The organism is Phaeobacter sp. HF9A (assembly GCF_011806385.1).
Taxonomy (GTDB): Bacteria; Pseudomonadota; Alphaproteobacteria; order Rhodobacterales; family Rhodobacteraceae; genus Epibacterium.
Genome location: NZ_JAATOX010000006.1, coordinates 18,264 through 40,463 on the forward strand (window position 1 = coordinate 18,264; position 22,200 = coordinate 40,463).

Here is a 22,200-nt window from a genome sequence, read left to right on the forward strand (position 1 = left end):
CGCCCGCAGCGGCTAGGCTGGAGCCCATGACCGACCCTGAGGATCTGAAACAACGGCTGCTGGCGCAGGCCCGGGCTGAGGGCTTTGTCGCCGCAAAGATATGCCGGCCCTGGGATGTGCCGCAGGTCCCCGACAGGCTGCGCGGCTTTCTGGATGCCGGGTATCACGGGCAGATGTGCTGGATGGCGGAGCGGGTCAACTGGCGCGAAAACCCGGCAGCGCTCTGGCCCGAGGCGCGCTCTGTGCTGATGCTGGCCGAAAGCTACACCCCGGATGAGAACCCGATGGAAGTCGTCGGCCTGCCCGACCGCGCCGCGATTTCGGTCTATGCGCGCGGCAAGGATTATCACGACCTGGTCAAGAAACGGCTGAAACGACTGGCCCGCTGGCTGATCGCCGAGGCGGGCGAGACGACAGAGGTAAAGGTCTTTGTGGATACCGCCCCGGTGCCGGAAAAGGCGCTGGGACAGGCCGCGGGACTGGGCTGGCAGGGCAAGCACACCAATCTGGTCAGCCGTGATTGGGGCAATTGGGCCTTTTTAGGCTCTGTTTTCACTACGATTGAGCTGCCCGCTGATACGCCAGAGGCGGATCGCTGCGGCTCCTGCCGTGCCTGCCTTTCCGCCTGCCCCACCGATGCGTTTCCGGCACCCTACCAGCTCGACGCGCGACGTTGCATTTCCTATCTGACCATCGAACACAAAGGGCCGATCCCCGAGGAGCTGCGCGATAAACTCGGCAATCGCATCTATGGCTGTGACGATTGCCTTGCCGCCTGCCCCTGGAATAAATTCGCCGTCACGGCATCGGACATGCGCTATGCCGCGCGGGAGGGCACCGTCGCACCGCCCTTGGCGGAGCTGGCCCAGCTTGATGATACCGCCTTTCGCGAACGCTTTTCCGGCTCGCCGATCAAACGCATCGGGCGGGACCGCTTCATCCGAAATGTGCTCTATGCGATTGGAAATTCCGGCGATGCTGCGCTGCGACCCCTGGCGGCGAACCTCGGCAATGATCCCGACCCCACCGTCGCGGATGCGGCGCATTGGGCCCTGCAACGCCTGCCGGAATGACGCAAACAGAGTGGACCTTGGCCCAAAACCCGCTAAACCCGAGGGCGCGTGAACAAGATTTGAGGTCAAAATGGCGCTGTTGCTTGGGGTTGATACCGGGGGCACCTATACGGATGCGGTCCTGATCCGCGACGAGGAGGAGGTCATCGCCTCGGCCAAATCGCTCACCACCCGACAGGATCTCGCGATCGGGGTCGGCGGCGCCGTACGCGCGGTGCTGGAGCAATCCGGCGTTGCGCCCTCTGACATCTCGCTCGCGGCGCTCTCCACAACATTGGCGACCAATGCGCTGGTCGAAGGTCAGGGCGGGCGGGTGGCGCTGATCTACATCGGCTTCGCCCCGCAGGATCTGGAGCGTCACGGCCTCAGCGAGGCACTGAAAGGCGACCCGGCGCTGATCCTTGCAGGCGGCCACAACCACAGCGGAAATGAGGCCCATCCCCTGGATACCGAGGCCCTGATCGCCTTTTTAGAGACTGAATCAGCCGGGGTGAGCGGCTTTGCCGTCGCCGGGGTCTTTGCCACCCGCAACCCGGCACATGAGCTGGAGGTCGCCCGGATTATCCAGGAACGCACTGGCGCGCCGGTCACCTGCTCGCATCAGCTGAGCGCCAAGCTGAACGGCCCGAAACGCGCCCTGACCGCCGTACTGAACGCGCGGCTTATCGGTATGATCGACCGTTTGATCAATCGCGCGGCGGATACGCTGACCCAGATTGGCATCGAGGCCCCCATGATGGTGGTGCGCGGCGATGGCGCGCTGATGTCCGCCGAACAGGCCCGCAGCCGCCCGATCGAGACCATCCTCAGCGGCCCCGCGGCCTCCATCGTCGGGGCGCGCTGGTTGACCGGGGCTCAGAACGCGCTGGTCAGCGATATCGGAGGCACCACCACCGATGTGGCCCTGATCGAACGCGGCCTGCCCAAGATTGACGCGGCGGGCGCCGAGGTCGGCGGCTTTCGCACCATGGTCGAGGCGGTCGCGATGCGCACCACCGGGCTTGGCGGTGACAGTCAGGTGCATCTGAACACCGAGGGGCTTGCTGGTGGTATCACTCTGGGCCCACGACGGGTGCTACCGGTGTCGCTCATCGCGGCGGAGGCGCCTGAGGTCGTGCATGCCGCGCTGGATGCGCAGATCAACGCGCCGGTGGTTGGCGAATACGATGGTCGCTTTGTTCGCGCGGTGATTGGCCAGATCGCCACCGGCCTTTCGGAACGCGAGGCCGCTCTGCTGGCCCGGATTGGCACCAACACCCGTCCCATGGGGGATATTCTGCGCACGCGGATGGAGCAGGGCGCGCTCAACCGGCTGGTGGATCGGGGTCTGGTGCAGGTCGCCGGCGTCACCCCTTCGGACGCCAGCCATGTGCTGGGCCGGGTGGCGGCCTGGGACCGGGATGCAGCGGAAAAAGCGCTCACCATCTTTGCCCGACGCCGGGTCGGCAGCGGCGATCCCATCGCCAAGAACGCCGAGGCTCTTGCCCAGATGATCGTGGATCAGTTGACGGAACAGACTGCATTGACCTTGTTAGAGTCTGTTTTTGCAGAAGAACACGCGACCTTCGGAGGCGATGCCAAGACGCTGGCGCGGCATGTGCTGCTGCAACAAGGCCTGTCTCGATACTACGGGTTGCTGGCAATAGAGGCGCGCGTGAATGTCGATGTGATCGGGCTTGGCGCCTCTGCCCCCAGCTATTACCCGGCGGTGGGTGAGCGGCTGAACTGCACCATGATCCTGCCGGAGCACGCTGGGGTTGCCAATGCCATCGGAGCTGTGGTCGGGCGCATTACCCAGCGCCGCAGCGGCACCGTGACCACCCCCGCCGAGGGACGGTTCCGGGTGCATTTTGAAACGGGCCCGCAGGATTTCGCAACCTCTGCCGATGCCATCGCCGCCCTAGAGGCCAGTCTGCAGAAAGAGGCCGTCGCCGCCGCCGAATCCGCTGGCGCCGGGGACATCCATGTTCACATCAACCACGATATCCGTACCGCCGAGGTCGAGGCCCGCGAGGTTTTTGTCGAGGCCACGCTGACCGTGGAGGCCAGCGGCCGCCCGCGCGTGGCGCATGATTGATCTCCGTGCCCCGATGCCCCAGCGGGTGCATCGGGGTGCAGATATCAGGCTCTAACAAGGCCTATTCGACATCAACGACCCGTTTGGGCAGCACCCAGTCAGGGCGCGGGAAATGGCAGGTGTAGCCATTCGGCAGCCGTTGCAAATAGTCCTGATGCTCGGGCTCGGCTTCCCAGAACGCGCCCACGGGTTCGACTTCGGTCACCACCTTGCCCGGCCAGATCCCGGAGGCATTCACATCGGCGATGGTATCTTCTGCGATCTGCTTCTGCCGCGCGTCCTCGTAGTAGATCGCGGAGCGATAGCTCATGCCAACATCATTGCCCTGACGGTTCACCGTAGTGGGATCGTGGATCTGAAAGAAAAACTCCAGCAACTCGCGATAAGAGGTCTGCTGCGGATCAAAGATGATCTCGATCCCTTCGGCATGGGTGCCATGGTCGCGATAGGTCGCGTTGGGCACGTCGCCACCGGTGTAGCCCACGCGGGTGCTGAGCACGCCCTTGCGCGTCCGAACAAGCTCTTGCATGCCCCAAAAACAGCCCCCAGCAAGGACGGCGCGTTCACTCTGGACCATCACTGACCCTCCACTTGATTGACATAGGCGCCATAGCCTTCGGCCTCCATATCATCGAGATGGATGAACCGCAGCGACGCCGAGTTGATACAATAGCGCAGTCCGCCCCGGTCGGCAGGCCCGTCGGGAAACACATGCCCCAGATGGCTGTCGCCATGGGTCGAGCGGACCTCGGTGCGGATCATACCGAGGCTGCGGTCCTCGATTTCCTGCACATGGGCGGGCTCCAGCGGCTTGGTAAAGCTCGGCCAGCCACAGCCGGATTCGTATTTGTCGGATGACGCAAAGAGCGGCTCGCCCGAGACGATATCGACATAGATCCCCGGCTCTTTATTGCCCAAGTGCCTGCCGGTGCCGGGGCGTTCGGTGCCAGCCTGCTGGGTGACATAGAACTCCTCCTCCGTCAGCGCGGCAATGGCATCCGGGTTCTTGAAATATGTGGTCATGAGGCCCTCACAGCTGGTTTTCTAGAGGTTAAGATGGGGTCTGGGGCGGCGCTGTCAAACCCCGCACCGCAGGGTTCAGCCCAAATGTGATCGGCCCGGCGCGGCAAACTGAGCATATGCGCCATGGTTCGGCCGTCAGGCGTTGATCGCAACAGAGCCGGGCAACGCTGACCTGCGCGGCTGGCGTGAGAGCTGTACCGCAAGAATACCCAGCGTCACCACACCCACACCGACCACATCCAACGGGCCGAGGTGCTCGCCCAGCAGCACGCTGGCAATCGCCACGCCAAAAACCGGGTTCAGAAAGTGGAAGGTGGCGGCCCGAACCGCGCCGATCCGGTTGAGAAGCATCACCCAGATCAGCGTCGCCGCAAGCCCCGGCACCAGCGTGGTATAGGCAAAGGCGATCACCAGCGGCCAGCTCAGATCCACACGGAAGGTTTCAAACAGGCCCGCCGCCGGAAACAACACCGCGGCACCGATCAGCATCTGCAAGCCCACGACCATCATGAAATTGCCGCCCGAGGTCGCCCCGCGCAGGGCCAGTGTCGCCGTGGTGAGCGCCAGCACCCCGATCACGCAGAGCCCCACCCCAAGGAGCCCGCCCCCAGCCCCAACCCGCGTCCCCATGATCAGCCCCCCGCCCGCCACGCCCGCAGCCAGGCCAAGCAACCCCAGCGGGCGGATTTTTTCCCGAAAGATCACCAGCGAGGCCAGCGCCACCATCAAGGGCATGGTCGAGGCGATGATTGCCGCCAGCGAGGCCTCCACCCATTGCATCGCCACGAAGTTCAGCCCGAGATAGAGCGCGTTTTGGCAGATCCCGAACAGGATCGTCGCCTTCCACTGCCCGCGCGTCAGTCGCCAGGTCTGGCCCAACAGGCGCGCAATGCCGACCCCGATCAAGCCGGACACTAAGAAGCGCAATGCCAGCGAATAAAGCGGCGATGCGTCCGCCACAATGATCCGGGCCGAGGTAAAGGCCGAAGACCACATCAGGGCAAAGGTCAGCCCCATCGCAATCGCGCGGAAATCCATGAAACACCCTTTCGTTTTCGTCGCGGCAAACTAGCGGCGTCTCAGCCGGAGGAACAGGGCACAGAAGGGGATTGGTACAAACAAAAAGGGCCGCCCAATTGGGCAGCCCCGAAACCGTCGCCGGATCAACAGATGGATCAGGATTCGCCGTTTACGCTGTCTTTCAGCGCTTTGGCGATGGTCATTTTCACGACCTTGTCAGCTTCTTTCATGAATTTTTCACCGGTGGCCGGGTTGCGCACTTCGCGCTCGGGACGCTCGCGGCAATAGATTTTGCCAACACCCGGCAGAGTCACGGCACCGCCGCCGGACACTTCACGGGTGATCAGGTTGCAGACGGCATCCAGCGCTGCGCCCGCAGCTTTTTTATCACTGCCCATTTCCTCGGCCAGCGCTGCCACAAGCTGAGTTTTGGTCATCGGTTTGGACATTTTTATCTCTCCTAGAAACTGCCCGACGTGTTGGGGCCTCATCGCGTAACATTAGCGTTATGTTGTGGGACAACACAACGCGTAGCGCCGAAGATCAAGCGCCAATCAAGTGATTTTCCGTGGAAAACAGCATATTTTCGCGATTACAGGAAGGCCGTTTCGTCAAACGAGCGCAGTTTCCGACTGTGGAGCCGCGCCAGTGGCATTGTCCTCAGTCGCTCCATCGCCTTGATCCCGATCAGAAGGTGCTTTGACACCTGGGTGCGATAAAAGTCCGATGCCATGCCCGGCAGTTTCAATTCGCCATGCAGCGGCTTGTCGGAGATGCACAGGAGCGTGCCATAGGGCACCCGAAAGCGGTAGCCGTTGGCGGCAATTGTTGCGCTTTCCATATCCAGCGCAATCGCGCGGGACTGGCTGAGCCGCTGGACCGGGCCGGAATGGTCGCGCAGTTCCCAATTGCGGTTGTCGTGGCTGGCGACGGTGCCGGTGCGCATGATGCGCTTGAGATCATACCCCTCAAGCCCGGTTTCCTCTGCCACGGCTTCCTCCAACGCGACCTGGATTTCCGCCAGCGCCGGGATCGGCACCCAGACCGGCAGATCGTCATCCAGCACGTGGTCTTCGCGCAGATAGGCATGCGCCAGCACGAAATCCCCCAGCGCCTGAGAGTTCCTGAGCCCCGCGCAATGGCCCACCATCAGCCAGGCATGCGGGCGCAGCACGGCGATATGGTCTGTGGCGGTCTTGGCGTTGGAAGGTCCGACACCGATATTGACCAGCGTGATGCCATTCCCGTCCGGGCGTTTCAGGTGATAGGTCGGCATCTGTGGCATCTTGGGGCTGTCGGGCAGCTGGCCGTCCGCCGTGGTGATCTCGACGTTGCCGGTCGAGACAAAGCTGGTGTAGCCGCTCTCCGGGTCAGCAAGCTGGGCACGGGCGTAGGCCTCGAACTCGGTCACATAGAACTGGTAGTTGGTGAACAACACATGGTTCTGGAAATGCTCCGGCTCGGTGGCGGTATAATGCGACAAGCGCGCCAGCGAATAATCGACCCGTTGGGCCGTAAACAGCGCCAGCGGGCCGACACCGTTTTCCCGCACAAAGGTGCCGTTGACGATATCGTCATTGGTGGTCGCCAGATCCGGCACGTCAAAAACGTCGCGCAGCGGGAACCGCGCGGCCCCTTCCTGCGGCACTGTCAGACCGGGCCGGGAGGCGACGGCAAAATGCACCGGCATCTGCGTGTCGGAAACACCGATCACCACCGGTTGATCGTGGTTCTTGATCAAAAGGCCGATCTGCTGTTCGAGATACTGCTGGAACAGATCGGGCCGCGTCACGGTGGTGACATAGGTGCCGGGATCGGCCACATGGCCAAAGCTCAACCGGCTGTCCACCTGCGCATAGGTGGTGGTGGTAAAGCGTACCTCCGGGTAATAGGCACGCACACGCCCGCCCGGGGCAGCGCCCGCGCGCATCGCAGCCATGAACTCATCGCACAGAAAACTGGTTGCGGCGTCATAAAGCTCGATCAGCCGGGCCACGGCGGCCTTGGGATCGGTAAAGCTCTCTGCGGCGGGAAGGCTGGGGGTCTTGATATCACTCATTGAACGGCTCGATTACTGGAATTTTCTTGAAGGTTCGCACATCGACAAGGCCAAGGTCGCTGATCCGAAGTTCCGGGATCACCACCAGCGCCAAAAGCGAGTGCTGCATATAGGCATTGTTGAGCCGACAACCACAGTCCTGCATGGCCTCGACCAGTTTTTGCGCCTTGGCGGCCACCTCGGAGGCGGGGCGATCCGACATCAGCCCGGCAATCGGCAGCTCCACCAGCGCCAGTTCCTCGCCGTCGCGATAGAGGGTGATGCCGCCGCCGACCTCGGCCAGCCGGTTCGCCGCCAGCGCCATCTGCGCCCGATCGGTGCCAACCACGATCATATGATGACTGTCATGCGCCACGGTGGAGGCCATCGCCATTTTGCCCTGATACCCAAAGCCGGACACAAAGGCGTTGGTGACACCACCGGTGGCCTGATGCCGCTCCACCAGTGCGATCTGGCAGACGTCGCCCACGCCCTCGACCAGCCCATCCTTGACCGGCAGCTCGGCTTTCAGCGCCTTGGTCGGGGCCTGGTTTTCCACCACTCCGATAACATTGGCGGTGACCGCATTCGCGCCCTCTGGTGCGGCAAGTTCAAAATCCGTCGCGCTCAGCTCATGGCCCAGATGCACGGTGCCACGGGCCGCGTCCGGCCAATCCAGATGCGGGCAATCCACCTTGATAGAGCCTGCTTCCGCCACGATCTGCCCGCGCGCGATCACCAGCTCGATCGGCAGGCTGCTCAGATCAGACGTCAGGATCACATCCGCCCGCCGACCGGGGGTGAGGGAGCCGATTTCGCGCTCCAGCCCGAAATGGGTCGCGGTGTTGATCGTCGCCATCTGAAGCGCGATCAGCGGATCACAGCCGCAGTCGATGGCGTGGCGCACCACCCGGTTCATATGACCGTCGTTCACCAGCGTGCCGGAATGGCAATCATCGGTGCAGAGGATAAAGTTGCGCGGATCGAGGCCCTTTTCGGTAATCGCGGTGATCTGCGCCTCGACGTCGTACCAGGCTGAGCCCAGCCGCACCATCGCCCGCATCCCCTGCCGCATTCGCGCGATCGCATCCGCCTCGCAGGTGCCCTCGTGATCGTCCGCCGGACCACCGGCAACATAGGCGGCAAAATCCGGCCCCAAATCGGGCGAGGCATAATGGCCACCGACGGTCTTGCCCGCGCGCTGGGTGGCGGCAATCTCTGCCAGCATCTTTGGGTCGGCATTGGCGACACCGGGAAAGTTCATCATCTCGCCCAGGCCGATAATGCCGGGCCAGGTCATCGCCTCCGCCACATCCTCGGCCGAGATCTCATAGCCGGTGGTCTCCAGCCCCGGCGCGGATGGCGCGCAGGAGGGCATCTGGGTGTAGATATTGATCGGCTGCAACAGCGCCTCGTCGTGCATCAATCGCACACCTTCAAGGCCGAGCACATTGGCGATCTCATGCGGGTCGGTGAACATGCTGGTGGTGCCATGCGGAATAACCGCGCGGGCAAATTCCGCCGGAGTCAGCATGCCGCTCTCGATATGCATATGCGCATCGCAAAGGCCGGGCACCATATAGCGCCCCTCGGCCTCGATCACCTGCGTGTCGGGCCCCGTGCAATATGAGGCATCCGGTCCGACATAGGCGATGCGCCCGGCGCGGATCGCGATGTCATGCCCGTCGAGCACCTCGCGCGTGTGCACATTCACCCATTTGCCATTACGGATCACCGTATCCGCGGGCGCGCGCCCGGCTGCGGTTTCGATCAATTGGGAAGCGACGTCGGGCCAGCTAGGGAAAGTCGAATGTGTCATGGCCTAGTCTTATTGATTGCACGCAGGGGTGCAAGACCCCTAATCCGCGATCATAACGTCACCATGACGCACAGAGGCATATTTCCGGCTATTCGGCATGTCCTTGCCATCGCCACATCCCGAGCGATCAGCCATAAACAACCATATTAGAGCCTAGTTCAGGCGCCCAATGGAGCCAATCTCCACGATCTGGTTTTCCCGGCCTTTTCACTGGCCCGTAAAACGCTCATCCTGCGCACAGATCCAAGTGGCTGGGAGGAGCCCCAATGCATGTAATCGCCGATACCGAGGCGCTGGTCCATGATGGCACCCTGACCCGGGAGCAGGCGCAAGTGTTGGAGACGCGCTCGCGCGAGGTGATGATGTCCCTGGCCGTCAATGCCATCCTCTGCTTTGGCATCATTGCCGCCACGGCGGGTTTAATCGTCTGGCTGGCAAACCCCGTCGCGGTCGCGGTAATCGGGGCGCTGATGCTGGGGGCCGGGCTGGCGGTACTGGCGCGCGGGTCAGCCACCTATGCGATGTTTGGCAACTCTGCGGTGCTGATCGGTATCGGCATGCTGCTCGGCGGCGCCACTGTGGAGCTGATCGACAAGCATGAGGATCTGGCGGGCTGGATCTTGGCACTCACCGGGCTGCTGGTGGCGCTGATCTGTCTCTGGCGCTGGCGCACCGGCGCATGGTCTGCGCATTTCGTCTTGGGCACTGCGCTGCTGATGGGGCTGCTGATGCATCTCGGCGGCCTGGAATTTCTGGTTGTTCAATATGATCTTGGTGGGCCTTGGCGCAATCTGCTGCTGCTTTATTACGCCGCCGCGCTGGCGCTGGCGGGTTGGCAGTTGAACGTCCGGCTGGTGACAGCGCTGGCGCTGATCCCCTTCGCCCAGATCCTGGAAACCGGAACCGCCTATTTTCACGCCCTCTATGCGTTTTATTCGCCAGAGCCGACGCTGACCATTCTGCAAATGGCGCTCCTGGTGGCGCTGTGCCTCTGGGGAGCCGCGCATCTGCCGGAGCGCGATGCCCGCCATCTGCGCATCCTTGCCATTCTTGGCTTTATCGTGGCCAATCTATGCGCGTTGGTCGGCGCGCTTTGGGGCGATGTGGTGGGCGAACACCTTTGGGGGCCCGGGCGGTATACTACCGGCTGGGAGGACTACGAGACCTACAGCGCCGCGCGCGACACCTTTCGTTCCCATGCGCTCACCCTGTCCGAGCTGCATTATTCGGTGATCTGGGCGTGCGCGCTGGTGACGATGATCCTCTGGGCGGCCTCGCGCAACCAGCGTGGGCTGTTCAACACCGCCCTGACCTTTGCCGCGATCCATTTCTACACACAGATGTTTGAAAGCTTCGCCGATGAACCGCTGGCCTATGTGATCGGCGGCCTTGGCGCGATCCCGCTGGCCTGGGGTGTCTGGCGACTGAACCAATGGATGACCACGCGGCAACACGACTAGGCGACTCTGCTTCAGGAAAGGAGCTCCGATGCATTTCGGCATGAAAGATGAACAAAGGATGATCGTCGAGACCACCCGCACCTTTGTCGAAAAGGAGCTCTATCCGCATGAGCAGGAAATCGAGCGCAGCGGCCATCTTGATATGGACCTGGTGAAAGAGATCCAGGCCAAGGCGATCAACGCCGGGCTTTACGCTGCGAATATGCCCGCAGAGGTCGGCGGGGCGGGCCTCGATACGCTGACGTGGCTGATGTATGAAAAGGAACTCGGCCGCGCCAATTATGCGCTGCACTGGACCGGCGTTGCGCGTCCCTCGAATATCCTGCTGGCTGGCACCAAGACCCAAAAAGAGCAATATCTGTTCCCCTGTATCCGGGGCGAAAAATGGGACTGTCTGGCGATGACAGAACCCGGCGCTGGCTCCGATCTGCGCGGCATGTCTGCCACTGCGCGCAAGGAGGGTGAGGATTGGATCCTGAACGGCACCAAGCACTTTATCTCCCACGCCGACATCGCAGATTTCGCCATCGTCTTTGTCGCCACCGGCGAAGAGGACACCCCGCGCGGCAAGAAGAAAAAGATCACCGCCTTTTTTGTCGATAAAGGCACCCCCGGCTTCACGGTGCGCGCGGGGTATCACAACGTCTCCCATCGCGGCTACAGCAATGCGGTGCTGGAATTCGACGACTGTCGCCTGCCCTCCGCTGCCATCCTCGGCGAGCTGCACAAAGGGTTCGAGGTCGCGAACACCTGGCTCGGCGCCACCCGGCTGCAAGTCGCGGCAACCTGCCTTGGCCGGGCCGAGCGAGCACTGCAACATGCGCTGGAGTATGCCGCAGAGCGCACACAATTCGGCCAGCAGATCGGCAAGTTCCAGGGGGTCTCCTTCAAGTTGGCCGATATGGCGACGGAACTGAAAGCGGCGAACCTGTTGACCTGGGAGGCCGGTTGGAAATTCGATCAGGGCAGCGTCACCGAAAGCGACATGTCGATGGCCAAGCTCAAGGCGACGGAAATGCTCGCCATGGTTGCAGATGAGGCGATCCAGATCCATGGCGGCATGGGACTGATGGAGGAGTTGCCCCTCGAACGCATCTGGCGCGACGCGCGTGTGGAGCGTATCTGGGAAGGAACCAGTGAAATTCAGCGGCATATCATCAGCCGCGAAATACTGCGACCGCTAGGAGGCTGACCCATGACCGAGACCACCCACACCCCGCACAAACCCAACGTGAGCATCACCTATTGCATCGGCTGCAACTGGCTGCTGCGGGCGGCGTGGATGGGGCAGGAATTGCTCTCCACCTTTCAGGAACAACTCGGTGGCGTCACCCTGATTCCCGGCGAGATCGGCGGCACCTTCGAGATCACCGTGGATGGCGAACTGCTCTGGGAACGCAAGCGGGATGGTGGCTTTCCGGATGTCAAAGAGCTGAAAACCCGGCTGCGTGACATCATCAACCCGGGCCAGGATCTTGGTCATCTGGATCGCGATAGCTCCGGTGAATGATCCCAAAATGCAGGCTCTAAAAAGGCTATTTCAGCCCAAAAGCATCGCTGTGATTGGCGGCGGTGCCTGGTGCGCTGCGGTGATCGAACAATGCATCAAGATGGGGTTTGAGGGCGATATCTGGCCCGTCCACCCCACGGCCGACGAGGTCGCTGGCCTGTCCGCATACCGTGATGTCAGCGCCCTACCCGCCGCGCCGGACGCGAGCTTCATCGGGGTGAACCGTGTGACGACCGTTGAAATCCTGCGCGCCCTGGCCGCGCGCGATGCCGGTGGTGCGGTCTGTTTTGCATCGGGCTTTATGGAGTCTGACGCCGAAGATGCAGAAGCGGCCGACCTTCAGGCGCAGTTGCTGGAGGCCGCCGGCGAGATGCCGATCCTCGGGCCGAACTGCTATGGGTTTATCAACTATCTCGACGGGGCGCTGCTCTGGCCGGATCAACATGGCGGGGAGCGGGTGGAAAGCGGCGTCGCGATCCTGACCCAGAGCTCCAACATCGCGCTCAACCTGACGATGCAACGGCGCGCCCTGCCACTGGCCTATGTGGTCACCTGCGGCAATCAGGCCCAGACCGGCCTTGCCGCCATTGGCGAGGCGCTGCTGGACGACACCCGCGTCACCGCACTGGGGCTGCACATCGAAGGGGTCGGCGATCTGCGCGCCTTTGAGGCACTGGCCGCCAAGGCGCGCCAGCTGGGCAAGCCGATTATTGCACTCAAACTCGGCCAATCCTCGCAGGCCCGCGCCGCGATGCTGTCCCACACTGCCTCGCTCGCCGGGGGGGACGCCGGGGCGCAGGCGCTGCTGGCTCGGCTCGGAATTCCCCGGCTCCACGATCTGCCCTCCTTTCTGGAAACGCTGAAACTGTTGCATGTGGTTGGCCCTCTGCCCTCCACCCGGATCGCAACGATGAGCTGTTCGGGCGGCGAGGCCAGCCTTTCTGCGGATACCGCCCATGGGCGTGGTGTCAGCTTCCCGCCGCTGAATGACCGCCAACAGAACGATCTGCGTGCGGCTCTAGGGCCGATGGTGGCGCTGGCCAATCCGCTCGACTATCACACCTATATCTGGCGCGATCAGGCCGCGATCACCCGGACCCTCGCTGCCTTGGCGGATCCGCAGCAGGCGCTGACCATCCTGATTGCGGATTTCCCGCGTGGTGATCGTTGCGATACCACGGATTGGGCCTGCACCCTGCAAGCCGCGATTGCTGCACGCGCAGAGACCGGACAGAATATCGCCCTGCTTGCGACCCTGCCGGAGCTCTTGCCCGAGGATCTGGCAGCAGAGCTTCTTGCTGCGGGCGTGGTGCCCCTGCTCGGCCTGCCGGAGGCCATGACCGCGATCCAGGCGGCCGCCACGGCCCAACCAACGACCCCGCCACCGCTGCTGCTGCCGACCCCCTCGCACAGTGACCCGGATCTGGTGCCCGAAGGCGAGGCCAAGACCTGGCTCTCCCGCTTTGGCCTCCGGGTGCCGCGCGCCAAACTGGCCCGCACGGTTGTCGCCGCCCGCGCCGTGGCGGCGGATATCGGCTATCCTGTTGTGCTCAAGGGCGAAGGCATCGCCCACAAGACCGAAGACGGCGCGGTGAAGCTGAACCTCTGCTCCGGGCAGGAGGTCAGCGACGCCGCCGTCGCCATGCCCACCAATCGTTTTCTCATCGAGGAAATGATCCCCGATGCGGTCGCCGAACTGTTGATCGGCGTGATCAAGGATCCGGCGCATGGGTTTGTGCTGACCCTGGCCGCTGGTGGCACGCTGACCGAAATCATGCAGGATCAGGCCTCCCTGCTGCTGCCCGCAAGTGACGAGATGCTGAATACCGCCCTCGACAGCCTGCGCATCGCGCCCCTGCTGGCCGGGTATCGCGGCGCGCCGGCAGCGGATCGCGCGGCCATCCTGCGCGCCATCCGCGCGGTGGAAGCCTATGTGCTGGCCGAGGCCGAAGGGCTGGAAGAGATTGAAATAAACCCGCTGCTCTGCACGCCCACGGATGCGGTGGCGGCAGATGCGTTGATACGCCGAAAGGACCTGTTGCGATGACCGAGAGCTCCCCCGTCAAGACCCGCCGCGACGGCGCCATACTGGAAGTGACACTGGACCGCCCCAAGGCCAATGCCATCGACCTTGCGACCTCCCGCATCCTGGGCGAGACCTTTCTGGGTTTTCGCGACGACCCGGACCTGCGGGTGGCGATTCTCACCGGTGGCGGCGAGAAGTTCTTTTGCCCCGGCTGGGACCTGAAGGCGGCTGCGGCGGGCGATGCCGTGGACGGCGACTATGGCGTCGGCGGCTTTGGCGGCTTGCAGGAGCTGCGCGACATGAACAAACCGGTGATTGCGGCGGTGAACGGCATTGCCTGCGGCGGCGGGCTGGAACTGGCGCTTTCGGCGGATCTCATTCTTGCGGCGGAGCATGCCACCTTTGCGCTGCCGGAAATCCGCTCTGGCACCGTTGCCGATGCGGCCTCGATCAAGCTGCCCAAGCGCATTCCCTATCACATCGCCATGGAGCTTTTGCTGACCGGGCGCTGGTTTGATGCCGAGGAGGCGCATCGCTGGGGTCTGGTGAACGAGATCGTCGCGGCGGATCAATTGATGGACCGCGCCCGGGAATTGGCCCGTCTGCTCGCCTCCGGCCCGCCGCTGGTTTATGCGGCAATCAAGGAAATCGTGCGCGACGCCGAGGATTCCAAATTTCAGGACGCCATGAACCGGATCACCGGTCGGCAGCTGCGGACGGTGGATGTGCTTTATGGCTCAGACGACAACCGCGAGGGCGCCCTGGCCTTCTCGAAAAAGCGAGATCCGGTCTGGAAAGGACGCTGACGAATGATTGACCAAGCGACGTTTCACCCCGACGAAATCTTCGTAGCCAAGCCAAGATGATATCCAAAATCAGGATCTTATGCAGCAATACGTAATGTTGATCCGGTCAGTGGCGTGTTTCGGCATGCTCTCGACTTGCATCCGCGCTTTTCCGGTCGCATGGTCCGACGCATGAGCACAGAAACACGCAAAACACTCCTCTGTCTTGGCTTTGGCTACACCGCGCGCGCGCTGGCCGCGCGGCTCCTGGATCAGGGCTGGCGGGTCATCGGCACCACCCGAAACAGCGGCGACTCGGCGCCGATGCAGGGCGTCGAGCTGGTAACCTGGCCCGGCGAGGCAATTCCGCTGGACGGCGTGACCCATATCCTGGTCTCCATCAGCCCGACCAGCGAGGGCGACCCCGTGGTCAATGCGCTGCAAGATCAGATCACCCAGATTTCAACCCTGGAGTGGCTCGGCTATCTTTCCACCACTGCGGTCTATGGCGACCAGGATGGCGCCTGGGTTGACGAGTCAACCCCGGCCCTCCCCTCCAGCCAACGCGGCGAGTGGCGTGCCCAGGCAGAGGCCGCCTGGCAGGCGCTGCCGGATCTGCCGCTGCATGTCTTTCGCCTCGCCGGGATTTACGGCCCGGGGCGCGGCCCCTTTGCCAAGCTGATGGCGGGCAAGGCGCGGCGCATCGTGAAGCCGGGGCAGGTGTTTTCCCGCATTCACGTAGACGATATTGCGCAGGTTCTGATGGCCTCCATCGCGCGCCCAAATCCCGGCGCGATCTATAACGTCTGTGATGATGAGCCCGCACCACCGCAGGACGTTCTGGGCTATGCTGCCGAGCTTCTTGGCCTGCCCGTCCCCGCCGAAGTGCCCTTTGACGAGGCAGGCATGAGCCCAATGGCCCGCAGTTTTTACGGCGAAAACAAGCGCGTCCACAACACCCGCATCAAGGAGGAGCTGGGCGTCTCGCTGCTCTATCCGGAGTATCGCAGCGGTTTGCAGGCGGTGCTGGCGGCCGAAGACATGGAAAACTTCACGCCGCCCTCAGATCCGCCCGCGCTCTAACGGGCGCTCAGGTCGAAGCCTTTAGAAATCGAGATCCGCGTAATGCGCCGGCGGGCGGAACCCGGGCACCTGATCCGCCAGGATGGAGCGAAACGCCGGGCGCGATTTGATCTTGGCATACCAATCCTTGACCACCGCAGAGCGATCCCAGTCCACATCCGAAATATAATCCAGCGAAGAGAGATGCGCCGCGGCGGCAAAATCCGCCAAGGACATGCTGTCCCCCGCCAGCCAGCGGCGATGGTCCAGAAGCCAGGACATATAATCAATATGATACTTGATCGCCTTGGCGCCGGATTTGACATTGCCGCTATCGGGGTAGCCCTCGCCGGTCATCTTCTTGTTGACCCGCTCATAGAGCAGCTTTGAGGTCACCTCGTGGTGGAATTTGTCGTCGAACCAATTGACCAGGCGACGCACCTCCAGCCGTTCTTCGGCGGATTTGGGCATCAGCGAGGGGGCTGGGCGGGTTTCTTCGATATATTCGCAGATCGGGGCGCTTTCGGCCATCAGCATCCCATCCAGCCGCAGCACCGGCACCTTGGCCGCCGGGTTGCGGCGCAGGAAATCGGCCTCCTTCTCCCAATAGCGTTCCTCGACAAGCTCCACCTCGATCTTCTTTTCAGCCAGTGACAGGCGGACCTTGCGGCAGAAGGGGGACAGGGGGACATGATAGAGACGTGCCATGGGCGTCCAGAGCTCTCCGTTTGTTGGGGTTTGCAGACCCAGCAATGCCTTGCCGGAACAAAAACATCAATGCTCGAAACACGCGGCGCGGCCGTCGCGTTCGATGGTGGCGGCCCCATCCATGATCTGACGGGCCCTTTTGCGCATAAACTTGCCGGGTTGGGTCGCGGATCGGTCTTTTGGGTTCGGCAGAAGCGCCGCAATCAGCGCCGCCTGCTGTGGGCTGAGCGCCTCTGGCCCCACCCCGAAATAATGCCGGGCGGCCGCGTCGGCCCCAAAGATGCCATCCCCCATCTCGGCCACGTTCAGGTAAACCTCGACGATGCGGCGCTTGCTCCAGGTGGCTTCGACCACCGGGGTCATGAAGGTTTCCAGCGCCTTTCTGACCCAGCTGCGCCCCTGCCAGAGGAAAACGTTCTTGACCACCTGCTGGGTCAGGGTTGAGCCGCCACGTTTAGCACCGGCCTCCAACGCGCTGCGAATGGCGTCAACGTCAAACCCCCAATGCTCGCAAAACCGCGCATCCTCTGCCGCCACGACAGAGCGTGCCAGCACCGGGGCAATATCCTCGATCGGGACCCATTCGCGATCCACCTCGCCTAGACGGCGTTTCTCAGCCCAAATCGTGTGGGTGATCGGCGGGTTCACCACCGAAAACAGAAGTATCAGCAGAAACAGGAAGGCCAGAACGCCCAGACCCACCCGCAAGACCCAACGACGGAGCCGAAGCCACAGGGCGCGAGGGCTCCAGCGCGCGGCTTTGGATTTCGAGGTTCGGGGTGTTTTCTTGCGCGCTGCTTTTGCCATGCCCCTCTATAGGACAGGGATTGGAGGCACTCCAACAGAGAAAACCCGCAAGCCGCAATTTTGCCTCTGGCGGGTCAGCGCGCGGCCAGGACCGGCATGGATCTCGGGGTCACGCACGTCAAAAAAGCCCCACAGGCCAAGGCACTGCGGGGCTCAGGTTCAGGAATAAGAGGATCTCTTATTCTCGGGGATTTGTGCTCACTCTGCCGGAACAGCAGAGGCTTCGAGCGCAATCGGATGGGGCAGCTTGTCCAGCATCTCTTTCGGGCAGACCTGAAGGAAGTTTGCTTTCTCGCTGTCCCAATGTTGCAGGATCTCGGCGGCTTTGCGGCTGCCGGTTTCCTCCAGGTGACGCTCGACCAGCGCCTTCAGCTCTGCCTCCCAATGCGCCACGGTGACCGGGCAGGTGACCAGGCTTTCCATGTTCATCAGGTGTTCGGCTGTGCCCTCGGGATCATAGAGATAGGCCATGCCCCCGGTCATACCGGCCCCGAAGTTGGCGCCGAGGGTGCCGAGAATCACCGCCACACCGCCGGTCATATATTCACAGCCGTTGGTGCCGCAGCCCTCGATCACCACTTTGGCCCCCGAGTTACGCACGGCAAAACGCTCGCCCGCGCGACCCGCGGCAAAGAGATAGCCATCGGTCGCCCCGTAAAGGACCGTATTGCCGATGATGGTGTTCTCCGACGCGGTCAGCGGGCTGACCTGCGGCGGGCGCACCACCACGATACCGCCCGAGAGCCCCTTGCCGACATAGTCGTTGGCATCGCCGGAGACTTCCAGCTTCAGACCCGGTGCAGCAAAAGCACCCAGCGATTGGCCGGCAGAGCCTTGCAGCTTCACCGTCAGATGGTCGGGTTGCAGGGAATTCCGCATGCCGAAGTTCTGCACGATGTGGCTCGACGTGCGGGTGCCGACGGTCCGATGGGTGTTTTGCACCGAATAGGACAGTTGCATCTTTTCACCGTCCTTCAGGAACCGCGCGGCGTCACGCACGATTTCCGCATCCAGCGTATCTGGCACCGGATTGCGCGGCTTGTCGCGGTTGTAGACGATATTTGCCGAGCCATCGACGGTGATCAGCAGCGGATTGAGATCCAGATCGTCCAGATGCGCCGAGCCACGCGACACCTGCGCCAGCAGATCCGCCCGACCGATCACATCATCCAGCGAGCGCGCGCCGATGGAGGCGAGGATTTCGCGGACTTCCTGAGCGTAGAAGGTAATGAGGTTCACCACCTTGTCGGCGTTTCCGGTGAATTTGGCCCGCAGCGCGTCATCCTGGGTGCAGACCCCCACCGGGCAGGTGTTGGACTGGCACTGACGCACCATGATGCAGCCCATGGCAATCAGCGCGGCGGTGCCGATGCCGTATTCCTCGGCGCCCATCATCGCGGCCATGACAATGTCACGCCCGGTGCGCAGACCGCCATCGGTGCGCAGGGTCACACGATCCCGCAGGTTGTTCATCGCCAGAACCTGATGCGCCTCGGTGAGGCCCATTTCCCACGGAAGGCCAGCATATTTGATCGAGGTCGCGGGCGAGGCCCCGGTGCCGCCATTGTGGCCGGAAATCAGGATGATATCCGCCTTGGCCTTGGCGACGCCGGCGGCAATGGTGCCAACGCCCGAAGAGGCCACGAGTTTCACCGTCACCTTGCAGCGCGGGTTGATCTGCTTGAGGTCATAGATCAGCTGCGCCAGATCCTCGATCGAGTAGATATCGTGGTGCGGCGGCGGCGAGATCAGGGTCACACCCTTGGTCGAATGGCGCAGCTTGGCGATCAGGTCGGTGACCTTCATGCCGGGCAGCTGGCCACCCTCGCCGGGTTTTGCACCCTGCGCCACTTTGATTTCCAGCTCTTCGCAGTGCAGCAGATATTCCGCCGTCACCCCAAAGCGACCGGAGGCCACCTGTTTGATCTTCGCCGAAGCGTTGTCGCCATTGGGTTCCGGCGTGAAATCATCCGGGCTCTCGCCGCCCTCGCCCGAGTCCGACTTAGCGCCGATGCGGTTCATGGCGATCGACAGCGTGCGGTGCGCCTCTGGCGACAGTGCACCCAGCGACATGCCCGGCGTCACGAAACGCTTGCGGATCGAGGTGATCGATTCCACCTCTTCGATCGGGATCGCCTTGCCCAGCGGCTTGATGTCCAGAAGGTCGCGCAGGTGGATCGGCGGGTTCGACTGCATCTTGGCGGAATACTGTTTCCACAGCTCATACGAGGCGCGGTTACAGGCCATTTGCAGCATATGCATCGAGGTCGCTTCCCAGGCGTGTGTCTCGCCGGATTTGCGCGCCTTGTAGAAACCACCGATCGGCAGGATGCCTTCGGGTTGGTTCCAGCCTTTGGCATGGATTTCCTCGGCCTTCACCTGAATACCCGACACACCGATGCCGGAAATCCGCGAGGTCATGCCCGGGAAATATTCCGCCACCATGGCACGGGACAGGCCGACAGCCTCAAAATTGAGACCACCGCGATAGGAGGAAATCACCGAAATCCCCATCTTCGCCATGATCTTCAACAGGCCCTGGTCGATCGCCTCGCGGTAGCGGGCGACGTTTTCGGTCAGGCTGCCGTCCAGCAGGCCACGCTCGATCCGGTCAGCGAGACTGTCTTCGGCCAGATAGGCGTTCACCACGGTCGCGCCACAGCCGATCAGCACCGCAAAGTAATGCGGGTCGATACATTCAGCGGAGCGCACATTGAGCGAGCAGAAGGTGCGCAGCCCCTTGCGGATCAGATGCGAATGCACGGCGGAGGTTGCCAGGATCATCGGCATCGCCACTTTTTCCGGCCCGGAATATTGGTCGGTCAGCACGATATGGGCGGCACCGGAGCGCACTGCTTCTTCGACTTCGGCGCGGATCCGAGTCAGCGCGCTGTGCAGGGAACCACCACCAGGGGCAAAGGTACAGTCGATCTCAGCCAGTTTTGTGCCCAGGCTCTCGATCAGCTTGTCCCATTGGCCATTGCCGACAAAGGGGCTTTCCAGCACGGCGATCTCGGTCTGAGAGCCGTCCTCGTCCAGCACGTTCTTGAGGTTGCCAAACCGCGTCTTGAGGCTCATCACGCGATATTCGCGCAGGGAGTCGATCGGCGGGTTGGTCACCTGGCTGAAGTTCTGCCGGAAGAAATGGCTCAGCGGGCGATATTGCTTGGACAGCACCGCAGAGGGCGTGTCGTCACCCATCGAGGCGAGGCTTTCCTTGCCGTCCTCGGCCATCGGCGACAGGATCTGCTCCAGCTCCTCGATGGTGTAGCCCGCCGCGACCTGACGGCGGCGCAGATCCTCGCCAGAGAACAGCGGCACCTCGGTTACCTGCGCCAGCACCTCGTCCAGATCATTGACCTTTTCGACCCAATCGCCAAACGGCAGTGCGCGGGAAAGCTTGTCCTTGATTTCAACATCGTGGAACAGCTGGCCTTTTTTCATGTCAACAGCCAGCATCTGACCAGGGCCAAGCGCGCCTTTTTCCACAACGGAGCCTTCGTCGATCGGCACCATGCCGGCCTCGGATCCCGCGATCACCAGACCGTCGCCGGTCACGACATAGCGCATCGGACGCAGGCCGTTGCGATCCAGACCGGCACAGACCCAGCGGCCATCGGTCATCGCCAGCGCGGCGGGGCCATCCCAGGGTTCCATCACCGCGTTGCAGTAGGAATACATGTCGCGCCAGGCCAGCGGCAGCTCCTCTGCCTGCTTGGACCAGCTTTCCGGCACCAGCATGGTTTTCGCCATCGGCGCGGAGCGGCCCGCGCGCACCAGGACCTCAAACACCGAATCCAGCGCCGCAGAGTCCGAAGAGCCGGTCGCCACGATCGGCTTGATGTCTTCGGCGTGATCACCAAAAGTCGCCGAGGCCATGCGGATTTCATGGCTCTTCATCCAGTTGGTGTTGCCCTTCAGCGTGTTGATCTCGCCGTTATGGGCCAGCATGCGGAAGGGCTGTGCCAACCACCACTGCGGGAACGTGTTGGTGGAATAGCGCTGGTGATAGATCGCAAATGCGGATTCAAAGCGCTCGTCCATCAGGTCCGGGTAGAACACGGCGACCTGCTCGGCCAGCATCATGCCCTTATAGATGATCGACCGGCAGGACAGCGACGCGATATAAAGCCCGCCAACATGCGCAGCGGCGGCAGCTTTCTCGATCCGGCGACGGATCACATAAAGCTCGCGCTCAAAGGTTTCCTCGTCCACGCCCTTGGAGTTGGAGATCAGGATCTGCTCGATCTCGGGGCGGGTGGCGTTGGCTTTTTCACCCAGGCAGGTCACATCCACCGGCACATGGCGCCAGCCGTAGATGTAATAGCCCATACGCAGGACTTCGGTTTCGACGATGGTCCGGCAGGTTTCCTGCGCACCAAAATCGGTGCGCGGCAGGAACACCTGACCCACGGCCATCAGCTGGTCCAGACGCGGCTCGTGGCCGGTGCGGCGGATCTGATCGTAAAAGAACTGTGGCGGGATCTGCACGTGAATGCCCGCGCCGTCACCCGTCATGCCGTCGGCGTCCACCGCCCCACGGTGCCAAATCGCCTTCAGCGCGTTGATGCCCGCATCAACCACCTTGCGGCTCTTGGAGCCATCAACGGAGACCACAAGCCCCACACCGCAGGAGGAATGCTCTTCCGCCTCGGAATAGAGACCGTTTTCGGCCATCCATTTGCGCTTGGCTTCTTCGGCGCGGACCCAGTTTTCATCGTATTTCGTCATCTTGTCTCTCCTCGGCCTGGGCGACGCCGCCGCGCCTGCGTTCAGGGGCGCTCGTCGCATG

Annotated in this window: 17 protein-coding genes; 8 read left to right on the plus strand and 9 right to left on the minus strand. The window is 62.6% G+C overall.

Going from position 1 to position 22,200, the window contains the following annotated elements:
* Positions 1-26: 26 nt before the first annotated feature.
* Together queG and HCZ87_RS01910 are read left to right on the plus strand one after the other, a co-directional pair.
* A complete protein-coding gene (gene queG / locus HCZ87_RS01905; RefSeq protein WP_167642081.1) occupies positions 27-1,073 on the plus strand; it encodes a tRNA epoxyqueuosine(34) reductase QueG in 1,047 nt (348 codons plus the stop codon).
* 70 nt (positions 1,074-1,143) lie between these two features.
* A complete protein-coding gene (locus HCZ87_RS01910; RefSeq protein ID WP_167642082.1) occupies positions 1,144-3,150 on the plus strand; it encodes a hydantoinase/oxoprolinase N-terminal domain-containing protein in 2,007 nt (668 codons plus the stop codon).
* Between the two features lie 61 nt (positions 3,151-3,211).
* Here the strand turns inward: HCZ87_RS01910 and msrA are convergent, their stop codons facing one another.
* The 6 genes from msrA to ade all read right to left on the minus strand — a co-directional run bounded on the left by msrA (position 3,212) and on the right by ade (position 9,050).
* Complete coding sequence (gene msrA, locus HCZ87_RS01915; protein WP_167642083.1) at positions 3,212-3,727, minus strand: peptide-methionine (S)-S-oxide reductase MsrA; 516 nt, start codon at positions 3,725-3,727, stop codon at positions 3,212-3,214.
* On the minus strand, positions 3,727-4,173 hold the full coding sequence (gene msrB / locus HCZ87_RS01920) for a peptide-methionine (R)-S-oxide reductase MsrB (RefSeq protein ID WP_167642084.1): 447 nt from the start codon (positions 4,171-4,173) through the stop codon (positions 3,727-3,729). Before msrB ends, msrA begins: the two co-directional genes overlap by 1 nt.
* A gap of 135 nt (positions 4,174-4,308) precedes the next feature.
* Positions 4,309-5,211, minus strand: coding sequence for a DMT family transporter (locus HCZ87_RS01925; protein WP_167642085.1), 903 nt, complete (start codon positions 5,209-5,211; stop codon positions 4,309-4,311).
* A 137-nt stretch (positions 5,212-5,348) separates the two neighbouring features.
* Positions 5,349-5,642 (minus strand): HU family DNA-binding protein, encoded by a 294-nt coding sequence (locus tag HCZ87_RS01930; RefSeq protein WP_167642086.1) that lies wholly within the window; start codon positions 5,640-5,642, stop codon positions 5,349-5,351.
* Positions 5,643-5,785: 143 nt separating this feature from the next.
* Entirely contained in the window at positions 5,786-7,252 is a 1,467-nt protein-coding gene (locus tag HCZ87_RS01935) for an AMP nucleosidase (protein ID WP_167642087.1), read from the minus strand.
* Complete coding sequence (gene ade, locus HCZ87_RS01940) at positions 7,245-9,050, minus strand: adenine deaminase (protein WP_167642088.1); 1,806 nt, start codon at positions 9,048-9,050, stop codon at positions 7,245-7,247. The genes HCZ87_RS01935 and ade overlap by 8 nt, the downstream gene beginning before the upstream one ends.
* 266 nt (positions 9,051-9,316) lie before the next feature.
* Between ade and HCZ87_RS01945 the strand changes: the two genes are divergently transcribed.
* The 6 genes from HCZ87_RS01945 (at position 9,317) to HCZ87_RS01970 (ending at position 15,914) form a co-directional block, all read left to right on the plus strand.
* Positions 9,317-10,510 carry a hypothetical protein gene (locus HCZ87_RS01945; RefSeq protein WP_167642089.1) on the plus strand — a complete coding sequence of 398 codons (1,194 nt, stop codon included), beginning with the start codon at positions 9,317-9,319 and terminating at the stop codon, positions 10,508-10,510.
* Positions 10,511-10,538: 28 nt separating this feature from the next.
* Positions 10,539-11,702 (plus strand): acyl-CoA dehydrogenase family protein, encoded by a 1,164-nt coding sequence (locus HCZ87_RS01950; protein WP_167642090.1) that lies wholly within the window; start codon positions 10,539-10,541, stop codon positions 11,700-11,702.
* Positions 11,703-11,705: 3 nt separating this feature from the next.
* A complete protein-coding gene (locus tag HCZ87_RS01955) occupies positions 11,706-12,020 on the plus strand; it encodes a SelT/SelW/SelH family protein (RefSeq protein ID WP_167642091.1) in 315 nt (104 codons plus the stop codon).
* A gap of 7 nt (positions 12,021-12,027) precedes the next feature.
* On the plus strand, positions 12,028-14,067 hold the full coding sequence (locus HCZ87_RS01960) for an acetate--CoA ligase family protein (RefSeq protein ID WP_167642092.1): 2,040 nt from the start codon (positions 12,028-12,030) through the stop codon (positions 14,065-14,067).
* Positions 14,064-14,852 (plus strand): carnitinyl-CoA dehydratase, encoded by a 789-nt coding sequence (locus HCZ87_RS01965; RefSeq protein WP_167642093.1) that lies wholly within the window; start codon positions 14,064-14,066, stop codon positions 14,850-14,852. Before HCZ87_RS01960 ends, HCZ87_RS01965 begins: the two co-directional genes overlap by 4 nt.
* Before the next feature lie 171 nt (positions 14,853-15,023).
* Entirely contained in the window at positions 15,024-15,914 is an 891-nt protein-coding gene (locus tag HCZ87_RS01970; protein ID WP_254868489.1) for an SDR family oxidoreductase, read from the plus strand.
* Positions 15,915-15,935: 21 nt separating this feature from the next.
* Here the strand turns inward: HCZ87_RS01970 and HCZ87_RS01975 are convergent, their stop codons facing one another.
* The 3 genes from HCZ87_RS01975 to gltB all read right to left on the minus strand — a co-directional run bounded on the left by HCZ87_RS01975 (position 15,936) and on the right by gltB (position 22,139).
* Positions 15,936-16,601 carry a glutathione S-transferase family protein gene (locus HCZ87_RS01975; protein ID WP_167642094.1) on the minus strand — a complete coding sequence of 222 codons (666 nt, stop codon included), beginning with the start codon at positions 16,599-16,601 and terminating at the stop codon, positions 15,936-15,938.
* 66 nt (positions 16,602-16,667) lie between these two features.
* Entirely contained in the window at positions 16,668-17,408 is a 741-nt protein-coding gene (gene mtgA / locus HCZ87_RS01980; RefSeq protein ID WP_167642095.1) for a monofunctional biosynthetic peptidoglycan transglycosylase, read from the minus strand.
* A 198-nt stretch (positions 17,409-17,606) separates the two neighbouring features.
* Positions 17,607-22,139 (minus strand): glutamate synthase large subunit, encoded by a 4,533-nt coding sequence (gene gltB / locus HCZ87_RS01985; protein ID WP_167642096.1) that lies wholly within the window; start codon positions 22,137-22,139, stop codon positions 17,607-17,609.
* Positions 22,140-22,200 lie beyond the last annotated feature (61 nt).

What these genes read in the sequence shown, in the direction of transcription:
- HCZ87_RS01955 (WP_167642091.1), top strand. Translation starts at nt 11,706, where the DNA reads ATGACCGAGACCACCCACACCCCGCACAAACCCAACGTGAGCATCACC.
- HCZ87_RS01925 (WP_167642085.1), bottom strand. Translation starts at nt 5,211, where the DNA reads ATGGATTTCCGCGCGATTGCGATGGGGCTGACCTTTGCCCTGATGTGG.
- HCZ87_RS01950 (WP_167642090.1), top strand. Translation starts at nt 10,539, where the DNA reads ATGCATTTCGGCATGAAAGATGAACAAAGGATGATCGTCGAGACCACC.
- gltB (WP_167642096.1), bottom strand. Translation starts at nt 22,139, where the DNA reads ATGACGAAATACGATGAAAACTGGGTCCGCGCCGAAGAAGCCAAGCGC.
- HCZ87_RS01975 (WP_167642094.1), bottom strand. Translation starts at nt 16,601, where the DNA reads ATGGCACGTCTCTATCATGTCCCCCTGTCCCCCTTCTGCCGCAAGGTC.
- HCZ87_RS01970 (WP_254868489.1), top strand. Translation starts at nt 15,024, where the DNA reads ATGAGCACAGAAACACGCAAAACACTCCTCTGTCTTGGCTTTGGCTAC.
- HCZ87_RS01945 (WP_167642089.1), top strand. Translation starts at nt 9,317, where the DNA reads ATGCATGTAATCGCCGATACCGAGGCGCTGGTCCATGATGGCACCCTG.
- mtgA (WP_167642095.1), bottom strand. Translation starts at nt 17,408, where the DNA reads ATGGCAAAAGCAGCGCGCAAGAAAACACCCCGAACCTCGAAATCCAAA.
- HCZ87_RS01930 (WP_167642086.1), bottom strand. Translation starts at nt 5,642, where the DNA reads ATGTCCAAACCGATGACCAAAACTCAGCTTGTGGCAGCGCTGGCCGAG.
- msrA (WP_167642083.1), bottom strand. Translation starts at nt 3,727, where the DNA reads ATGGTCCAGAGTGAACGCGCCGTCCTTGCTGGGGGCTGTTTTTGGGGC.
- HCZ87_RS01965 (WP_167642093.1), top strand. Translation starts at nt 14,064, where the DNA reads ATGACCGAGAGCTCCCCCGTCAAGACCCGCCGCGACGGCGCCATACTG.
- queG (WP_167642081.1), top strand. Translation starts at nt 27, where the DNA reads ATGACCGACCCTGAGGATCTGAAACAACGGCTGCTGGCGCAGGCCCGG.
- HCZ87_RS01910 (WP_167642082.1), top strand. Translation starts at nt 1,144, where the DNA reads ATGGCGCTGTTGCTTGGGGTTGATACCGGGGGCACCTATACGGATGCG.
- msrB (WP_167642084.1), bottom strand. Translation starts at nt 4,173, where the DNA reads ATGACCACATATTTCAAGAACCCGGATGCCATTGCCGCGCTGACGGAG.
- HCZ87_RS01935 (WP_167642087.1), bottom strand. Translation starts at nt 7,252, where the DNA reads ATGAGTGATATCAAGACCCCCAGCCTTCCCGCCGCAGAGAGCTTTACC.
- HCZ87_RS01960 (WP_167642092.1), top strand. Translation starts at nt 12,028, where the DNA reads ATGCAGGCTCTAAAAAGGCTATTTCAGCCCAAAAGCATCGCTGTGATT.
- ade (WP_167642088.1), bottom strand. Translation starts at nt 9,050, where the DNA reads ATGACACATTCGACTTTCCCTAGCTGGCCCGACGTCGCTTCCCAATTG.